This window comes from Aeromonas sp. 97A (assembly GCF_051919185.1).
GTDB classification, from domain to species: domain Bacteria; phylum Pseudomonadota; class Gammaproteobacteria; order Enterobacterales; family Aeromonadaceae; genus Aeromonas; species Aeromonas veronii.
Genome location: NZ_JBQBFF010000001.1, coordinates 1502987 through 1520931, shown reverse-complemented (window position 1 = coordinate 1520931; position 17945 = coordinate 1502987). Strand labels below are relative to the sequence as shown.

Annotated in this window: 8 protein-coding genes and 1 pseudogene; 7 read left to right on the top strand and 2 right to left on the bottom strand. The window is 53.0% G+C overall.

What is annotated here, in order from left to right; all coding sequences use genetic code 11:
• Positions 1–52: 52 nt before the first annotated feature.
• Entirely contained in the window at positions 53–1510 is a 1458-nt protein-coding gene (locus tag ACTG27_RS06780; RefSeq protein WP_439979365.1) for a DUF262 domain-containing protein, read from the top strand.
• Entirely contained in the window at positions 1503–3581 is a 2079-nt protein-coding gene (locus ACTG27_RS06775; RefSeq protein ID WP_439979364.1) for a DUF262 domain-containing protein, read from the top strand. Before ACTG27_RS06780 ends, ACTG27_RS06775 begins: the two co-directional genes overlap by 8 nt.
• 46 nt (positions 3582–3627) lie before the next feature.
• Here ACTG27_RS06775 and ACTG27_RS06770 read toward each other — a convergent pair.
• Positions 3628–4534: pseudogene (locus ACTG27_RS06770) on the bottom strand (IS630 family transposase).
• A 207-nt stretch (positions 4535–4741) separates the two neighbouring features.
• On the opposite strand from ACTG27_RS06770, the gene ACTG27_RS06765 reads away from it, so the two are divergent.
• The 3 genes from ACTG27_RS06765 (at position 4742) to ACTG27_RS06755 (ending at position 7127) form a co-directional block, all read left to right on the top strand.
• Complete coding sequence (locus tag ACTG27_RS06765; protein WP_439979363.1) at positions 4742–5416, top strand: vWA domain-containing protein; 675 nt, start codon at positions 4742–4744, stop codon at positions 5414–5416.
• 66 nt (positions 5417–5482) lie between these two features.
• Positions 5483–6334: a PP2C family serine/threonine-protein phosphatase gene (locus tag ACTG27_RS06760; protein ID WP_439979362.1), complete on the top strand. Its 852-nt coding sequence runs from the start codon at positions 5483–5485 to the stop codon at positions 6332–6334.
• Between the two features lie 148 nt (positions 6335–6482).
• Positions 6483–7127, top strand: a complete 645-nt coding sequence (locus ACTG27_RS06755) for an ADP-ribosylglycohydrolase (RefSeq protein WP_439979361.1) — start codon at positions 6483–6485, stop codon at positions 7125–7127.
• A 1668-nt stretch (positions 7128–8795) separates the two neighbouring features.
• On the opposite strand, the gene ACTG27_RS06750 is transcribed toward ACTG27_RS06755, so the two are convergent.
• Positions 8796–9488, bottom strand: coding sequence for a hypothetical protein (locus tag ACTG27_RS06750; RefSeq protein ID WP_439979360.1), 693 nt, complete (start codon positions 9486–9488; stop codon positions 8796–8798).
• A gap of 587 nt (positions 9489–10075) precedes the next feature.
• On the opposite strand from ACTG27_RS06750, the gene ACTG27_RS06745 reads away from it, so the two are divergent.
• Positions 10076–12928, top strand: a complete 2853-nt coding sequence (locus ACTG27_RS06745; RefSeq protein ID WP_439979359.1) for a DEAD/DEAH box helicase — start codon at positions 10076–10078, stop codon at positions 12926–12928.
• Positions 12929–12930: 2 nt separating this feature from the next.
• Positions 12931–17874 carry an Eco57I restriction-modification methylase domain-containing protein gene (locus tag ACTG27_RS06740; RefSeq protein WP_439979358.1) on the top strand — a complete coding sequence of 1648 codons (4944 nt, stop codon included), beginning with the start codon at positions 12931–12933 and terminating at the stop codon, positions 17872–17874.
• The last annotated feature ends 71 nt before the right edge of the window (positions 17875–17945 follow it).

Genomic DNA, 17945 nt, shown 5'->3' with positions numbered 1-17945 from the left:
AGGGGCTGATGCAGTGGTTGTTGACCGGCTGCATCCGCCTACCGCAGGAGGCATGATGGAGAGCATCAATAATCAGGTGCGGTCGGTACGCCAGTTGCTGGCCATTCCCCAACTGGCTATCCCAAACTATCAGCGGCCGTACCGCTGGGGCGCCAAGAATATCTCGGATCTCTTCAGTGATCTGGCGACCCATCAGGACAAGAGCGCCTACCGGCTGGGCTCGGTGGTGTTTCATCAGCACACCGATAGCAAGCTGGGCGAGATGCTTGATATCGTCGATGGTCAGCAACGCACACTGACCCTGATGTTGACCGTCAAGGCGCTTATCGGGGTGCTGGATAACGAAACTCGCAATGGCAAAGAGAAGAGTATCCGGTTTCAACGTCAGGATCTGCGTGAGCAATTGCAGGCCTTGCGGGGACCTATCGATGCGTTTATGCAGCGCCAGCACTTCCCCAGCCGTGATTCGGAGTTAAACCTCAGACGCAACTATCTGGAACTGCGTCGGCTGGTGGCCCGCCCTGAGTTTGACGAGCAGCAAATCGACTTTCTGCTCAACCGCTGTCAGGTAGTCTGCTTTGTGCTGCAGGATATCTCGGAGGCGTTCCAGTTCTTCGATTCACAAAATGCCCGGGGGCGCGATTTGGCCCCCCACGATCTGCTCAAGGCATTTCACCTGCGCGAGTTTGCTGACCATGAGGCCAACCTCAAGGCCGAGGCGGTTGCCCATTGGGAGCGCCTGCCAAGCGATGAGCTGGCCAATCTGTTCGCCCTCTATCTCTATCGGGTACGCCAGTGGGCCGAGGGCAAGTCGGCCCGTTATTTTGGCAAGGGGGAGGTAGATCTCTTCAAGGGGGTCAACCTCGACCGGGTGGGACATTATCCCTATGTGGAGTCGCTGCGTATCGCCCACCACTTTGTCGATGAGTACAACAGCCAGTACCAGCGCAAGATAGATGGCCAGCGAATGACGTTTCCCTTTCATCTCGACCAGATGATCATCAATGGTCGGCGCTTTTTCGAGATGGCCGAGTACTACCAGACGCGGGTGGCCGCCATCGTGGCCGAGGAATCTGATTCCGGTAAGGCGCAATCTGCCACCCTGCTCGGCGAAGCGCTGACGCCGATGGCTAGCAAAGTTCTGTTTACCTTGGGCAGTTATGCAAAGCGCCTCCGCACTGGGGATCGTTATGTGCGGGCCATGTTCGACTGCGCCCTGATCTTCTATATCGACAAGTTCGGCAGCCAGGGGCTGTCACTGGCCATCGAGAAGTGCTTTATCTGGGCCTATCGTTGCCGTATTCGCCAGCAGGTGGTGCAACTGGCGACCATGGATAACTACGTGCTGGAGCACAATCTGATCCGTGCCATTCGTGATGCCCGTTTGCCGGGAGACCTGCATGGTTTCCCTTTGCCGAGCATGAGCAAGAAAGAGAACCAGAACAATATTCGAAGTGGCACCGAAGATGAGCTGGTCGGACTGTTTCGGGAGATGAAATATTATGAGTGATGCAGGCGTTCGCCCCTTTTCCATCCGTGCACTGCTCGAAGACAGCGCCCGCTATCTGGTGCCCATGTACCAGCGTAACTATGCCTGGGGCGAGGGAGAGATCACCCAGCTGCTGCAGGATGTGCTGGATTATCAGCAAAAATCGGTCGGTGCCAAGGGACCGCAAACCTACTATATCGGCACCTTGGTGGTGTTTGCCCGGGACGATAGTAGCTTCGAGGTAATCGATGGTCAGCAGCGCTTTACTACCCTCTCTCTGCTGGCCAATTGGCTCAAACACCCCCCTAAAGATGCGGTAGGTGCGGTGGATATGAGCTGGTATCAGACCATCAACCTCGCTTTTGAAAGTCGCCCGATATCGAGGCATACCTTCGAGTGCTTATGGCTGGGGGTGGCTCCCCACGATTTGCGGGGGAGTGCCTTCAATGAAGGTCTTGTGAACGGTTTTGAACTGATTGGCAAGGCAATGGCGGATCTTGGTTTGGTGGGGGCTAAACTGACGGCCTTTTGTGACTACCTCTTCACGCATGTGCAGATCTCTCGTATCGAGGTACCCAAGGATACCGATCTCAATCACTTCTTCGAGGCGATGAACAATCGCGGTGAACAGCTGGAAAAGCATGAGGTGATCAAGGCGAAGCTGATGGCTGTGCTAAACGACAAGATACCCGAGGAGGAGACTCGTCGCCAAAACATTTATGCACTGACCCGGGTATGGGATGCCTGCGCCAATATGGAGCGCTATATCCAGTACGGTTTTACCCCAGAGGAGCGTCATCGCCTGTTCGGTGAGAAAGACTGGGGTCAGTTTGTTCCCCGGGATTTTGCCCATCTACTTGATCTGCTAGCACCCTCTTATTGCCCCCCATCTGCAGATAAAAGCGATGATGATGTGATTGACGCCAGCCAGGGGCGCACCTTGTTGGCCATTTTGCAGGATGACAATCTCGATGGAGAGCAGAAGGTGGAGGAGGAGAGTGCAGGCTCCGAGCGCTTTAATAGCGTCATCAACTTCTCCAACTTTTTGCTCCATGTACTGCGACTCGTTAGCCGCGACCCCATGAATACAGAAGGGGTGCCGCTCGATGATAAACAACTGGTCGATCAGTTTGAGCTGCGGGTGATCGGGCAGACGGACCCAGTGGCGGCAGTTCAGCGTTTTATCTATGGCCTGTTGAAGAGCAAGTATCTGTTTGATCAGTTCATCATCAAGCGCGAGTTTGCCGATGGCAAGGATGGTTGGAGTCTGAAGCGGCTGCACTGGTATTCGGAAAAGAGCGTCAGTTACATCAATACCTTTGACAAGGATGAAAATGAGAATGGTTTCTCTGGTGTTAACCGGCGGATCCTGATGTTGCTGTCGGCGTTTCATGTGTCGACCCCGACCCTGGTTTACAAACATTGGCTGAATGGTGCACTGAGATATCTGTTCGACAATTGTCACCCTGATCAACCGGTGGAGGCCGGGGCTTATCTGTCCTATCTGGAAAGTCAGGCTCGCCGCTTTGTCTTCCAGCGCTTTTTGGCGCCGAGTGAAGGGGCTTCCTATTATCAGATGCTCTACCTAGATAACGCCCTGTTGCCTGCCATCAATGTGGATGAGAGCTGGCACGAGGTGATTACATCCAAACTTCGCTTCGGTCATATCGAGAACAACTTTGTCTTCAATTTCCTCGACTACCTGCTGTGGGTTACGAATCGAAATCAAGATAAAGATCGTGATATGGAGTTGTATCGCCGTTTCGAGTTTACATTCCGCAGTTCGGTGGAACACTTCTCACCCCAGCATCCGATGGATGGTTATAAACCGGTCGAGCAGAGTGCACTTCATTCGTTTGGCAACCTTTGCCTTATCAGCCACAGCAAGAACTCGCGCCTGAGTAACTTCCAGCCGCAACAGAAGCAGGAGCACTTTGAAGCGAGCCTTGCCAACAACCAGATTGATAGTCTCAAGTTGCTCGCAATGATCAGGCTTATGAAGCAGAAGAAGGGTCGCTGGCAGGAGGATGAGATAGCTGAGCATCAAAAGCAGATGTTGCAAGTGTTGTTATCCAGCCAGATTGTGCAATAAGAGGCTATTTGGCCGACTATCAACTAAATAACTGATCCTAATAGTGCTACACCTTCGCTGTGCCATAGCCATTCCCCGGGAAAGGAGACACGGTATCCATGAAGTGTTTCACTCGGGCCAGCAGGCTGGCCATTCCTCTGCATTGATGATTGCGCGTGATGGTTTCATGTAACTTGTGCCACAGCCGTTCTATGTGATTAACCCAAGGGCTGTAAACTGGCTGGAACACCAGGCAGAACTTGGGGTTCTTCTTCAACCATCGCTCGGTCTGTTTGCTTTTGTGAATGATGTAGTTATCGAGGATCAGCGTGATGGTTTTGGCTCGTCGGTAGTGGCGACGCAGCTTTTCCAGCATGGCGATAAACAGGGATGAGTTTTTCTTTATCCCGCTGACGTAAAGTACTCTTCCATTGCCTGCATGGAGAACGCCTGCCAGGTAATGTTTGGCGTTCTGTCCCGGTGTGACAACCCGCTTTTGCTGCGCTCTGAACATCCAGTCGGCTCCTAATTTTGGATTGAGGTCTATATCGACTTCATCCTCATAAAACACCGGATTATCGGCATCACAGCGGGCCAGCGCAGCCTCGATATTCGCCATTTTATCCTGATAGGCCGGGTCTTTTATCCGCAAGGTCGGCACGGGCCTTCGCCAGACAATACCCATACGAGGTAACCATCGGCGGAGCGTGGATGCTGCCATATTGAGCCCCGTTAACCGATTGATTTTGATAGCCAATAGCTCGGTACACCAGCGGCTGCGCTGATAACCAAAATCTTGCGGAGAAAACTGCATGAGCAGCGCCGGTAAGGTGATGAACCTCAGTGACCGTGCGTCCTTCATGTTGCAGCAAGATAGCCATCAAGCGACGAGCATGCCCTTTATCACGGGTGGCATGGATGATTTTGTGAATGCGGCGGCGCTGTGGCCGTGGCAGGGGTGGTAGGATAGGCATCAACTCAGTCCTTTGTGTGTGGCTTGTTTTGTTTGGCGACTAATGAGATCGCACAAACTGGACTGAGTTCCCTTCCTCCAGTGATCTACTATTCGGAACAGCTATTTAAGTGGCTCGTTTTCTTACCAGTTGGTGTCAATCCGTTTCCCTTTGAACGCTGTCATTATCTCTTCCGTCAGCCAATCCGGCTTTGTCACAGGAGAGAAGATGATGGAACTTGCCCATCTCGAGCAGAGTCTGCTCACCAACCCCGCCCCGCGTTGCCCCTGTATGTTGCTGCTCGACACCTCCGGGTCGATGCAGGGACGCCCTATTGCCGAGCTGGGGGATGGGGTCGGGCAATTTATCGTCGAGCTGCAGGGCGATGAGGTGGCCGCCAGTTCGGTGGAGCTGGGGATTATCAGCTTTGGGGGCCAGGTACAGGAGCTTCAGCCATTGGCCTCGGTCGCCGAATTCGATTCTCGCCCGGCCCTGGTGGCTGATGGAGTGACGCCACTGGGAGAGGCGATTGCCCTCGGCATCGAACGATTGGCGCAGCGCAAGCAGGCTTATCAACAGGCAGGGGTGAGCTATTACCAGCCGTGGATGGTGATCATGAGTGACGGGGTGCCCACTGACAGTGGTTGGCCGGTACGGGCGGCTGAGCTCAGGGCGCTGGCTCAGGCGAAGAAGATGGTGGTGCTCTGTGTGGCCATCGGTGCCGAGGCGGATATCGGTGAGCTGTCGCGTTGCGCCCTGTTGCCACCCAAGCGTTTGGCCGGATTGCGCTTTACCGAGTTTTTTATGTGGCTCTCCCAAAGCATGCAGCGGGTGAGCGCATCTATCCCCGGTGACAAGGTGCAACTGCCTGCCACCTCAGGCTGGGACAGTATCGATGTGTAACAGGAGACCGGCAGAGCATGCGTTGCATGGGGCGCAAGCCCCCCATTTGGCATTGAGGAGCCTGTTATGACGGTGGCGTCTTATTATCATCCCCTGTTGGCCCAACTGCCTCGTTATCTTGAGCAGTTGTCAACAGCGCCGCTGGGACTGTCGGATTGGCATGGGGTGGCTAGCCAGGCAGTGGGTTACCGCCATCTACAGCATGGTTTGCCCTGTCAGGATCATGGGGTCATCCACTGTCAGGGACGGCCGTTGCTGGTGCTGTGCGACGGGGCAGGATCGGCCCTGTGCGCCGAGTTGGGGGCCCGTACGTTAAGCGAGGGGTTACGGCGGCTGCTGATCTCGCTGGAACCTTGTTTGGCCAAGTGGCTTGATGAGGAAGAACAGAGCGCTGAGCTGGCGCAACTGGCCATGTTGTTGGTACGGCATGCCAAGGGGATCAATGCCGATCTGGCCGCAGCCGGTCGGCGCAGTGGCGATGATTTTCGTGCCACCTTGCTGTTAGCAGTAGCAGGCAAGCACTCCCTGTTCTGGCTGCAAGTTGGCGATGGCCTGTTGGCGTTACGGGAGCGGGGTTACGCTGAATCGTCCTGGCGTCAGCTGGGCCAGGCGAACAAGGGGGAGTTTGCCAACCAGACTGCGTTCATCGATCCGCAGTTGAGTATGGCTCAGGTCAGTTGGGGTGCTGAGCCCGCAGGTAGGGTGGAGGCGGTTGTCGCGATGAGTGACGGGGCTGCCGAGCGACTCTATAGCAACGCACAGAGTCGGTTTGCCCCCATGCTCGATCAGTGGGTTGAGCAGAAGGTGACCGTACGCGAGCTCTATGAGTGCTTGAGCCAGGGGGAGTTATGGCTACGCACAACCGGCGATGACAAGTCCGTGGCCTTGCTGGTTGGCCCGGGTGTTAAGACCGTCTGATAGATCCGCCTGCTTTTGCTGCGATGGGGAAGAGACAAGCGCTGTTTTTCCCTAGTGGCGGGACGCGCTTTATCGCCGAGCTCTGTTGCAGTTTCCAGGCATCTTGATGAGCCAACCTTGCTTCATTATCAATTATCACTGGAGTGTCATGACATTGACGCCGGGATCGGATCAGCTGGCCATGCCACTGATCAGGGGGATCTATTGCCTACTGTCAGCCGAGCGAGCTAGGGAGCTGACCGCTCTGCTTGCCAAAGGCGCGTGTCACCAAGAGGGTGAGACTTCACCGCTGGCGGTGGTGACGACATTGGCTATCCATGTCGAGCAACATCGGCTGGATCGCACGTTACAGCCCATCTACTGGGGACGTGAGCAACTGATGGCGGGTGCTGCCGATTTGCTGGGGGAGGTTGCCAGCTTTGAAGATCAGGATGCGTTGCGCTTGTTGGCACTACTGCTCGACAAATTGCTACGGGGAGGGCGTGGTAGTTGTCAGGCCAAGCTGGATGGACTCACACCAAGCGTGATGGAGCAGCGGGCGCTGGCGGCCAGATCCCCGAATACAGGTTCGGTGGTGCGTGGTAGCTGGCGGCGCAAGTCACGCAATCAGCTGGGCCATGCCAGCTGGCTGGATGTAGTGGAGGCAGCCCTCTGGTGCTTCTGGCATGGTGACGATTTGGCAAGCGGCGAAGTGCTACTCGGTGTGCTGCTGGGCAGGGATGAGCGGGTGCGGCTTGTTTATGGTCTGCTGGTTGGTGCTTTCTACATGAGGGAGCATTTCAGGCTCGAGTGAGGTTGTTTGAATTATTCAGTAAGTGATTTAAATATAACAATAAAATGAACTTCTGCAGTTTATGTATACGAACTTTTGCATGTGGTGTTTCAAATATGAAACAACTGGACAGGTCTGGCTTGGCGCTATTACGGCAAAAACGGATGAAGTCCTGTCTGTTAAATTTCTCAGACTGTATGGAGATGGTATTCACCTGACAGTTGCCCGCAAAAGGGAGTGGTTATACTGCTTCAGGCCAGATAACACAGAATCAAACTAACGGTCGTTATTTTGGGGGCACCGATGGATATAAAACCATTTTTGATAATGCTTTACATATGTTTAGATGATACCTTGAATAAGTCGAGTGCATATCAATCATTGGACTTTGTATAAGGAAATATAGATAGGGTTATATGTCGTCTTGGGAAAATCATATTGTATTAAGTTTGGTTAGATGACGAGCTGAGTATGATAGATTACCTATAATTTTCTGACTTGTTTTTCATTAATTTTCGGCTGTTATGCTGTTATCATTGTGGGTTATGGATATTTTTGTGTGCATCTTGTGAAATGTATTTCATCAACAGGTTGATAATATGTCGCGCAACAGGAAAGCAATTCCAAATAAAATAAGCTGAACCACCATGGTAAATAAGTTGGAATAATTTCCAACATGATTAGAGTAGAACGTAAGTTAACAGTATTGAAACAATATAAATGCCATAACCAAAGATGTTTTTTTGGGATATCTATCAAAATGGCGACATGTGGTGGATAAAGTGCATATCTTGACCCCTATCAAGAGGGAATCGTTTGAGTTGCTGTTAGGTGGGCTGGTTATAATTAATGCCATCCCATTGTACTGTTGTTGGACAGTGCATAGAGAGCAGTGCTTTAATGATTCAAGAGTCAATTTGTTTGAATTTATATTCATCAGTTGGCGTTTTTCATTGGGTGGGGTGGGACATTGGTGGAACAAGCAGGTTCAGCCAAGTGGTTATGTGGAAGTGTCTGCCACCATATGGCAGAGCCAAACGCTTATTGCCATATGGTGGCACGTGTTTTTGACATGGCGTCAGTAGACTTACAATCATAACTAAATGTTTTTTAAGGTGAAGTTGTTATTGCGATCAGAGCTTGTGTACATGATGAAATTATAGAGTAAATCCTGGAAAAAACACCGCTAAAAATTGCCATAATATGGCAATCGCCTCTCTTGTATGCCATCAAACAGGCATTGCTATTAACACATATCTGTCATGGTGCTTATATGGTTGTTGAGTAAATATCCATCGGCAAAGCCGAGGGGTTACCTTATTTATATGAATAAGGCGATAGAGACTGTCAGGGGGAGGGCTATCAATGAGCATAGATAAATAACTATGGATTAGCGTCCGAAATGGACCAGGGTTGACCGTGAATTCAGATAAAAATACGATGTCCATGGCGCATAAATTGATAAGGCCTAGGCTGGGTGCAATCGAAATATTTGGGAGCCTAAAGAAATTGTGCGCAGGCTGTTCGCGTGGTAATGCTTGGCCGATAGGCTTTCTACAGGGCAACCCGATGAGCTGGCAAGGTTAAATCAACCCTGACATGGGACAACTTATTATCCTTGCCCTGGTTATTGCTGTGCCATGTGACTCACACAGAGCACTTGCTTGAGTTTTGAATAATTTCATTATCTTAAACGATATACTTCAGAATGCGCTTGCACCCCTCTTTTACTTTTACACGACCAAAGTCAGTAAACCAATGCTCAAAATATTGCAGATAGTCATCTTCTAGGAATGTCATTTCGCGAATCAGCTTACGATTCTCATCAAGCGAAAATGCTTGGGCCCTCAGGAAACATTTGCAATTACCGACAGAAAATTCAAATACATTTCTAGCATCACCAATAAAACCGTCTCGTCTGATATTTTGTCTTTGGTTTTGTTTGATTGTTAGCAAAAGCTCAATTAAATATGGTTTATTATTTTTGTTTAGCTCATTAGTAAATGTATTTATATCACCAGGGGAGAAATCACACCCTTCGGTTCTCATAAACTCCATATCGCCCTCATGAGCAAGATAGGGATGAGTATGAAGACTTCCAATTCTCTCAAATCCCATCTGTTCAGCAAGATGCTCTTTCAGATATTGCGTTTCATTATTTGACGCTACGAAGCCACCATTCATATCTGCAGTGGTATCCACCGAAATAAAATCCACCTTGTACTTGGTCTTTTCTTTTCCTCTTTTAACTTTACCGTAGACTGATGCGTGCAATTCTATACCACTGCGTACTTGTCCCTGATGCTGGACAACAAAAGCCTCAAAGCCATTTAACAGCAATTGAGATACAACCGGTTTTGATAAATGAATGTGGTGTTCCATTATTAAATCTCTGTACAAGTTTAACGATTGAGAAAGTGACCGCACAAAGCGATTTTTCACCTGCATTGTACAGTGCATTAAATAGCCATCCATATTGCCCACCACATAAGTGATAATGCAGTTCAATGTACTCAATTGCGGCGCTAGTTCGCAAGCGAGATCGGATTGTTCAAGTCGTGGTGGTTAAAGAACTGTCTGCTGCTTCTTGCGCCTCATGTAAAGGCTTTGGAGTATCCTTCTCCATTTAACAGTAGGAAAAGACATGTGTACTTGGCCAGCTTCAAGTTCGGATTGACGCCATAGTTTGTGGCTAAAAAATGTACAGCCAGGGCCAGCCAAACAACATCCATGGAGGCGATGATGGTCTGCGAATCGAATCGAATGAAGATCTTTTAACCTATCAATTGATATGCCATTACCAAACCATTGAAAAGCATGATATCGGTCAGGTTTTATCGTGTAGGGTTTATTACGCCTGTATCCCGTGTATGGTACTCTTTTGTTTCCTTTTTATCTCAGTGCTACTTGCGGTATGCAGAGTTGCATATTCCACCCCTGAGGCGCTGTTCAAACATTAAGATAAACTCATGAACGAGCATAACTTTGCACCCGGTATGCGGGTGGTGATCCGGGATGCAGAGTGGCGCATCCGTCGAGCAGACAACAGTGGTGATGGCGGTCACTTATTAACCTGTGATGGCGTGTCTGAATTGGTGCGTGGCAAAGAGGGACTGTTTTTAACCCGACTGGAACAGCGCATCGAAATCCTCGATCCCGCCACTACCCAACTGGTGGAAGATGAATCGGCCAATTATCAGGCCGCACAGCTGTATATCGAAAGCCAGCTGCGCCAAAGGGTACCAACCGATGCCAAGTTGCACTTTGGTCACCGGGCTGCGATGGACTCGATGGCGTTCCAGCTTGATCCCACCCGCATGGCACTGGAGCAACCGCGCCAGCGCATCCTGATCGCCGATGCCGTGGGGCTGGGTAAAACCCTGGAAGCAGGGATCATGGTTTCCGAGCTTATTCGCCGTGGCCGTGGCAAGCGGATCTTGGTGCTGGCGGTTAAATCCATGCTGACCCAGTTTCAAAAAGAGTTCTGGAGTCGGTTTGCCATTCCGCTCACCCGGCTCGATTCTCAAGGGTTACAGCGGGTGCGCAATCGCATTCCCACCAACCACAACCCGTTTCACTACTTCGATAAAAGCATTATTTCCATCGATACCCTCAAGCAAGACATCGAATATCGCCACCATTTAGAGAATGCCTGGTGGGATATCATCGTCATCGACGAGGCGCACAACGTTGCCGAGCGCGGCAGCAGCTCACTGCGCAGCAAGCTCGCCAAATTGCTGGCTGGGCGCAGTGACACCCTGATCATGCTCTCTGCCACCCCTCATGATGGCAAGCCAGAGAGCTTCGCCAGCTTAATGAACATGCTAGACCCGACAGCCATCGCCAATCCCTCTAATTACCAGCACAGTGATTTTGCCGACAAAAATCTGGTGGTTCGGCGCTTTAAAAAAGATGTCAAAGATCAGATGGCCGGTGAATTTCCCGAGCGCGAGATCAAGCAGATCGCACGTCAGGCCAGCGCACAAGAAGAAACAGTCTTCCGCCGGCTTGTTGAGAGCGAGCTTAAAGATGATGACAGCAGTGCCAAGCGTGGTCGCCTGTTTAAGGTCACCCTCGCCAAGGCCCTGTTTTCAAGCCCTATGGCCTGCGCCAGCGTGGTGAACAACCGGCTCGCCAATCTGGCCAAGCGCAAGGTCAATAACTGCCAAAGCCAGATCAACGAGTTGCAGTCGTTGCAGTTGGCGCTGGCACGCATCGATGCCGGCAGCTTTAGCAAATACCAACTGCTGCTCGACACCATCCGCAACGATCTGCAATGGCGCGCCAATCAGGCTGATGACCGCTTGGTGATCTTCACCGAAAGCATCAAGACTCTGGAGTTTTTGGCAGACAACCTGACGCGCGATCTCAAGCTCAAGCCTGAACAGCTCGCCACCTTGCGCGGCGACCAGGGCGATGTCGAACTGATGAACACCGTCGAAGCATTCAGCAAACAGAGTGCTCCGGTGCGCTTGCTGGTGTGCTCCGATGTTGCCTCCGAGGGCATCAACCTGCACCATCAAAGCCACAAGATGATCCATTTTGACATCCCTTGGTCACTGATGGTGTTTCAACAGCGTAATGGCCGTATCGACCGCTATGGCCAGCAGCATGTACCGCAGATCCGCTACCTGCTCACCGAAGCCGAGCAGATCAAGGGCGATATGCGGGTGCTGGAAGTGCTGATCAACAAAGATGAGCAGGCACAAAAGAACATCGGCGACAGCTCCGAGTTCACCGGTAAATACAGCCAGGAAGAAGAAGAACTGCAGACCGCTGACTTTATGCTGCAGGGCGCCCAAGATGGCGCCAGCCTGTTAGATATGCTGCTTAACCACAATGCCAGCGAGCAGGAGCAACCCGGCGATCTACTGGGTGCCCTGAGCAATCAGGTCAGCCAGGATGCCAGTCGCCTCACCACCCAGGATCTGTCACTGTTTGCCAGCGAACAGGCCTATTGTGAAACGGCACTCGGTTACCTCAAACAAGCCGGTCAACGGGTGCAATTCGAGCGTCTGCCCGATGGCTGTCTCTCATTGGTGGCGCCTGATGAACTGCGCCGCCGCTTTGCTCAGCTACCGCCTGAAATTGAGCCCGACAACTGGCAACTGCTGCTCAGCGAAGACAAACAGGTGATCAACCGCGCCATTATTGCGGCGCGCGGCGAGCAACATGCCTGGCCGAGCATTCACTATCTGTGGCAGATCAACCCGGTAGTGCAGTGGCTCGATGACAAGGTGCAAGGCGCCTTTGGCCGTCATCAGGCGCCTGTGCTGCGCATGAGCCATGCCATGAACGCCGATGAAGACCACTTTATCCTCTCGGGGCTGTTCCCCAACCGCAAATCCCACCCCATGGTCAACCCCTGGCTGGTGGTCAGCTTTAAGCAAGCGCAGTTTGTGGGCAGTCAGCCGTTTGCCGATTTTGTCGCCCAGCAGCCCGCTTTGTGCAGTAAGTTGAGCAACCCCGGCGGCAAGCAGCGCAACCACCAACGCCAGCAAGATCTGCTGCGCGAAGCCATTGACCATGCTCGCAGTGTGTTTGTGCAGGAGCGCAACGCGTTTGAAACCGAGATCAACCTGCGCTTAACCGCGCAGCTAAAGAAACTCGACGCGCTGAAAACCCGCCAGCTCCAGCAACTGACGCTGGATTTTGCCGATAACAAACAGGTCGAAGCGGTGAAACAGAGTCGCCAGGCCCAGCGTCAGCGCGAAATTGACCACAACTTTGAAAGCTATATCGAGTGGATCGAAGAGACAATGACCACCGAAAAAGAACCATATATTCAGTTGATTGCCGTTATCACCGGCGCGGAGGGTTAACCATGGCACTGGTCGGCATCATTAACGAAAACGAATTTTACTCCAATCACTACCTCGACGAGGTGTTTGGCAGTGACATCCGCAGTGTGCTCGAACCCTGGCAGGCGCAAGAGCAAGCCGCCCGCGACCAGGAACGTGCCGCCAGGGAGCTGGGCAAAACGGTCGCCCCCGGTTATCGTGCCCCATGGAACCAGCTCGCTAGTCTCGCCAGCGGCTATTTTCGCCAGCTCAGCGAGCAGGAGAAACAACGCGATATCGCGCAGCAACTTAGCCAGCAGCGCGCGCGCCAAGCCACAGTGCTAAGCGCGCTCGGCTATCAGCTCGCGCCCACCTTGCAGCCGCTCGATGAAGGTTGCAGCTTGCCGCTGCTGGCCCGTTATGAGAGTGCCGATGGCAGCCCCTGGTTGTGGATTGCCGAAGCGTTCGACAGTGAAGAAGAGGGCGATCCGCTTGCCCAGGCCCTGCATGCGCTGCAACTGCCCGCTGACAGCGACCCGAAACAGAACCAACTGCTGCGCCACAACAGTCGCGGTGAGCCGCGTAGCTGGCAGGAATTGCTCTCCTCTGTGGTGTTTACCCAGGCCGAGCCGCCACGCTTTGTATTGCTGCTTGGTAACCGGCAACTGCTGCTGCTCGACAGAACCAAGTGGGCGCAAAACCGCCTGCTGCGCTTTGAACTCGATGAGATCTTAAGCCGCAAAGAAGATGCCACCCTCAAGGCGCTGGCCGCCTTGCTGCACAAAGACTCCTTGCTGCCCGGCAGCGGCGCACCCTATCTTGACTCCCTGGATGACAACGCCCACAAGCACGCCTTCGGGGTATCGGAAGATCTCAAATTTGCCCTGCGCGAAAGCATCGAGCTGCTCGGCAACGAGGCGATGCGCTATCTGATTGAACACAATCAGGCCGGTTACAGTGGCCAGCGGGCGGTCAGCCCTGATGAGCTCAGCCGCGAATGCTTGCGCTACATGTACCGTTTGCTGTTTTTGTTCTACATCGAGGCGCGCCCCGAACTCGGCTTTGCGCCGATGACCGCCAAAACCTACCTGCAAGGCTATAGCCTGGAGAGCCTGCGCGATCTAGAGATGATCACCCTCACCAGTGAGGAAGATCGCCACGGCCGCTATTTGCATGACAGCTTGCAGATGCTGTTCAAGCTGGTGCGCGAAGGCTACGCAGGCGGCATCGCGGTGCAAGCGGATGCCCTAAGCGGCGAGCAGATCAGCCAGCACCAGAGCCAATTTAGTGTGCCGCGCCTCGATAGCCACCTGTTTGCCAACAGCAACACCCCGCACCTCAACAAGGTGGTATTTCGCAACGAAACCCTGCTTAACATCATCAACTTGATGTCGCTAAGCCGCGCTGGCAAGGGGCGCCGTGGCCGCATCTCCTATCGCCAGCTTGGCATCAACCAGCTGGGCGCCGTCTATGAGGCGCTGCTCTCTTACCGCGGTTTTTTTGCCAGCGATGACTTATATGAAGTGAAAAAAGCCGGCGAGGAGTTTAACCCGCTGGAGACCGGCTACTTTGTAACGGCCGCCGAGATTGGCAAATACCGTGACGACGAAAAGGTGTTTAACCCAGATGGCAGCCTGCGTATCCACCCCAAGGGCAGCTTTATCTACCGCATGGCTGGCCGCGATCGGGAAAAATCCGCCTCCTACTACACCCCGGAGGTGCTGACCCGATCCTTGGTCAAATACGCCCTCAAAGAGCTGTTTAAGGCGCAAATCGACCCGATTAGCGACCCCCATGCCAAGGCCGATGCCATCTTGACGCTCACCGTCTGCGAGCCCGCCATGGGCAGCGCGGCCTTCTTGAACGAAGCCATCAACCAGTTGGCCGAAGCCTATTTGCAACTCAAGCAACAGGCCGAGGGGCGGCGTATCCCGCAAGATAGCTATCCGCGCGAATTGCAGCGGGTGAAGATGTTTATTGCTGATAACAATGTGTACGGGGTGGATTTAAACCCGGTGGCGGTGGAGCTGGCCGAGGTGTCGTTGTGGCTCAATGCCATCAGCGGCGATGCCTTTGTGCCCTGGTTTGGCTATCAGCTGCACCACGGCAACTCGCTGATTGGTGCGCGCCGCCAGGTGTTTAGCAAAAGCGGGCTCAGCTATAAAAAGCAAAAAGACCCGAGCTGGCTGAACAGCGTGCCTGGCGAGCTGGCGATGAGTGAGCCGCGCGCCCCTGGGCAGGTGTTTCACTTCTTGCTGCCCGATTTAGGCATGGCCAGCTACAGCGACAAAACGGTCAAGGCCCGTTATCCCGATGATATAAAAGCACTCGATGGCTGGCGCAAGGCGTTTTGCGCCAGCATCACCGCCGATGAGCAAGTCGCCCTTGACCGCATCAGTGCCAAGGTGGATAAGCTGTGGCAAGTGCACCGCCAGCAGCTCACGCAGGAGCGGGCGCAAACCTGCGACAGCCACCCGGTGTGGCCGGCGCCAAGCACGGCACAGCCGTTATCGAGCCTTCGCGACAAGGATGCACGCCTGGCCGGGCGCGGCCAGGAGAGCAGCGCCTACCAAAAGCTGCGCTGGGTGATGAATTACTGGTGCGCGCTGTGGTTTTGGCCGATAGACCAGGCCGAACACCTGCCCAGCCGCGATGAGTGGCTGTTTGAGCTGGAAACCCTGCTCGATGGGGTGATGTTGACCTGCGCGCCGCAAGAGACCCCGGCCACCGCACAGGGGCAGTTATTTGCAGAGGAGTTTGCGCAAGAGGCAGAGCAGGCTCCGGCGCAGCAGTTGGCGCTGTTTAGCCAGCAGGGGGTATTGCAACGCAAGCAGCTGTTTGCGTTGTTACCACGGCTGAAATTGGTGGATGAGATTGCCAGCGCCCAGCGTTTTTTCCATTGGGACCTCGAATTTAGCGATCTGTTTGCCAAGCGCGGCGGTTTTGATCTGATGCTGGGTAACCCGCCCTGGCTTAAGGTGGAGTGGCAAGAGGCTGGAGTGCTCGGCGACTTTGAGCCGGAGTTTGTGCTGCGCAATTTGACTGCAGCGAGATTGGCTACCTTGCGCAGCGACATCTTTGCCCGCATGCCAGCGCTGGAAGAAGCTTGGCGTACTGAATATGAGGGCTGTGAAGGCACCCAAAATTACCTTAATGCCCTGCAGAACTATCCGCTGCTCAAAGGGGGGCAGACCAACCTCTATAAATGCTTTTTGCCACAAGCCTGGAGGCTGGGGGCTGCGCAAGGGCTCGCAGGTTTCCTTCATCCCGAGGGGATCTATGACGATCCCAAGGGAGGCTTATTGCGGGCGGCAATTTATCCAAGATTGCGGGCACATTTTCAGTTTCAGAATGAAATGAATATGTTTCCAATTGGAAATCAGAAGCTGTTTAGCATAAATATTTATGGCCAAGCTTCCGAACAACCTTATTTTGCGAATATATCAAATTTATTTATTCCGCAGACCATAGATGCCTGTTACCAGCACGCAGGGGGCGGTGTTGTGCCAGGCATAAAGGAGGAAACCGAGGTCGATGGCAATATTAAGGTCAAGTGGTGTTTTGAGGGCCATAAAGACCGAGTGATTTACATTGAGCGCGCGCAACTGGAACTTTTTGCTCGACTTTACGATGTTGAAGGAACTCCAGCCATTCAGGCGCGATTGCCTGCTTTGCATGCGGAGCAATTGGTTGCGGTATTGGAAACGTTTGCCTATCAGCCCAAGCGCTTGGGGGATCTACAGGGTGAATATTTGTCACTGGAAATGTGGCATGAAACCAATCAGCAAAAAGATGGCACAATCGAACGTCAGACTCAGTTTCCTGATAATGCCTCGCAGTGGATTCTTTCCGGCCCGCATTTCTTTGTTGGTAATCCTTTTTACAACACACCTAGAGCGGTGTGTGATACGAATAAGGCTTACGACAATCTCGATCTGCTGACCCTGCCGGACGATTACCTGCCGCGCACCAACTATATACCGGCTTGTGATGCGCAGGAGTATGCCCACCGCATACCGCGCGTTAATTGGTCTGAACAAGGGGGAGATAAACCCAAGAAGGTGACGGATTATTATCGGCTTTTTATAAGGGCAATGCTCGCTCCGTCCGGTGAACGCACATTGATTGCGACAGTTTTCCCCCCCGAGAGTGGACATGTGAATGGTTCTCGTTCATACGTATATTCATCGACAGATTTGCTGTTAAACCATGCGTGCCACGTATTTTCTGTGCCATACGACTTTATGTGTAAGTTAACTGGCAAAGCGAACCTGCATCAAATGCTTGATGATTTTGCTCTTGCCTCTCTCTCTGAACATCATAAAAAGTCCGCATTTGTACGAGTACTTTCACTTATTTGCTTGGTCAACAACTATTCCACTATTTGGGGTGCTGCGTTTGATACCTGCTTTAACCGTCTGCGCTGGAGCCGCAATCTGCCGCAATTGCCGCAGAGTTTTTTCTCCAATCTGACGCCTAAGTGGCAGCGCGACTGCGCATTGCGCACCGACTACAGCCGCCGTCAGGCGCTGGTGGAGATCGATGTGCTGGTGGCGCAGGCGTTGGGGCTGACCATTGATGAACTTTTGACCATCTACCGAGTGCAGTTCCCGGTGATGCGCCAGTACGAAGCCGATACCTGGTATGACCAAGTGGGCCGCATCGTGTTTACCCCGAGTAAGGGGCTGGTGGGGGTTGGCCTGCCGCGCAAGGCGCGCAAAGCCGACCTCAAGGCCGGTATCGTCTATGGGGTGGATAGCCCCGATTGGACGGGGGCTGATTCAGGCAAAGCGGGCGCTGATCTGGTCATCGGTTGGGAGGATATCCAGCATCTGAAAACCGGCTCGGTCAGCGTCACCTTTGACGACGATACCCGTCCGGGCGGCGTGGTGCGCCGTACCATCACTTGGCAAGCTCCCTTTATCAAGCCGGATCGCGAAGATGACTATCGGGTTGCCTGGGCATTTTTTGCCGAGCAGTCAGTATAGGCGCCAGCGAACAAGAGAAGACAGCATGACGCCGACGCGGTGAGCACCGCGTTGGCAACCGTTTAGGAAAA

Excerpts from the sequence above, each read along its gene's own strand:
- ACTG27_RS06780 (WP_439979365.1), top strand. The coding sequence starts at position 53 with ATGATGGAGAGCATCAATAATCAGGTGCGGTCGGTACGCCAGTTGCTG.
- ACTG27_RS06740 (WP_439979358.1), top strand. The coding sequence starts at position 12,931 with ATGGCACTGGTCGGCATCATTAACGAAAACGAATTTTACTCCAATCAC.
- ACTG27_RS06745 (WP_439979359.1), top strand. The coding sequence starts at position 10,076 with ATGAACGAGCATAACTTTGCACCCGGTATGCGGGTGGTGATCCGGGAT.
- ACTG27_RS06775 (WP_439979364.1), top strand. The coding sequence starts at position 1,503 with ATGAGTGATGCAGGCGTTCGCCCCTTTTCCATCCGTGCACTGCTCGAA.
- ACTG27_RS06760 (WP_439979362.1), top strand. The coding sequence starts at position 5,483 with ATGACGGTGGCGTCTTATTATCATCCCCTGTTGGCCCAACTGCCTCGT.
- ACTG27_RS06765 (WP_439979363.1), top strand. The coding sequence starts at position 4,742 with ATGATGGAACTTGCCCATCTCGAGCAGAGTCTGCTCACCAACCCCGCC.
- ACTG27_RS06750 (WP_439979360.1), bottom strand. The coding sequence starts at position 9,488 with ATGGAACACCACATTCATTTATCAAAACCGGTTGTATCTCAATTGCTG.
- ACTG27_RS06755 (WP_439979361.1), top strand. The coding sequence starts at position 6,483 with ATGACATTGACGCCGGGATCGGATCAGCTGGCCATGCCACTGATCAGG.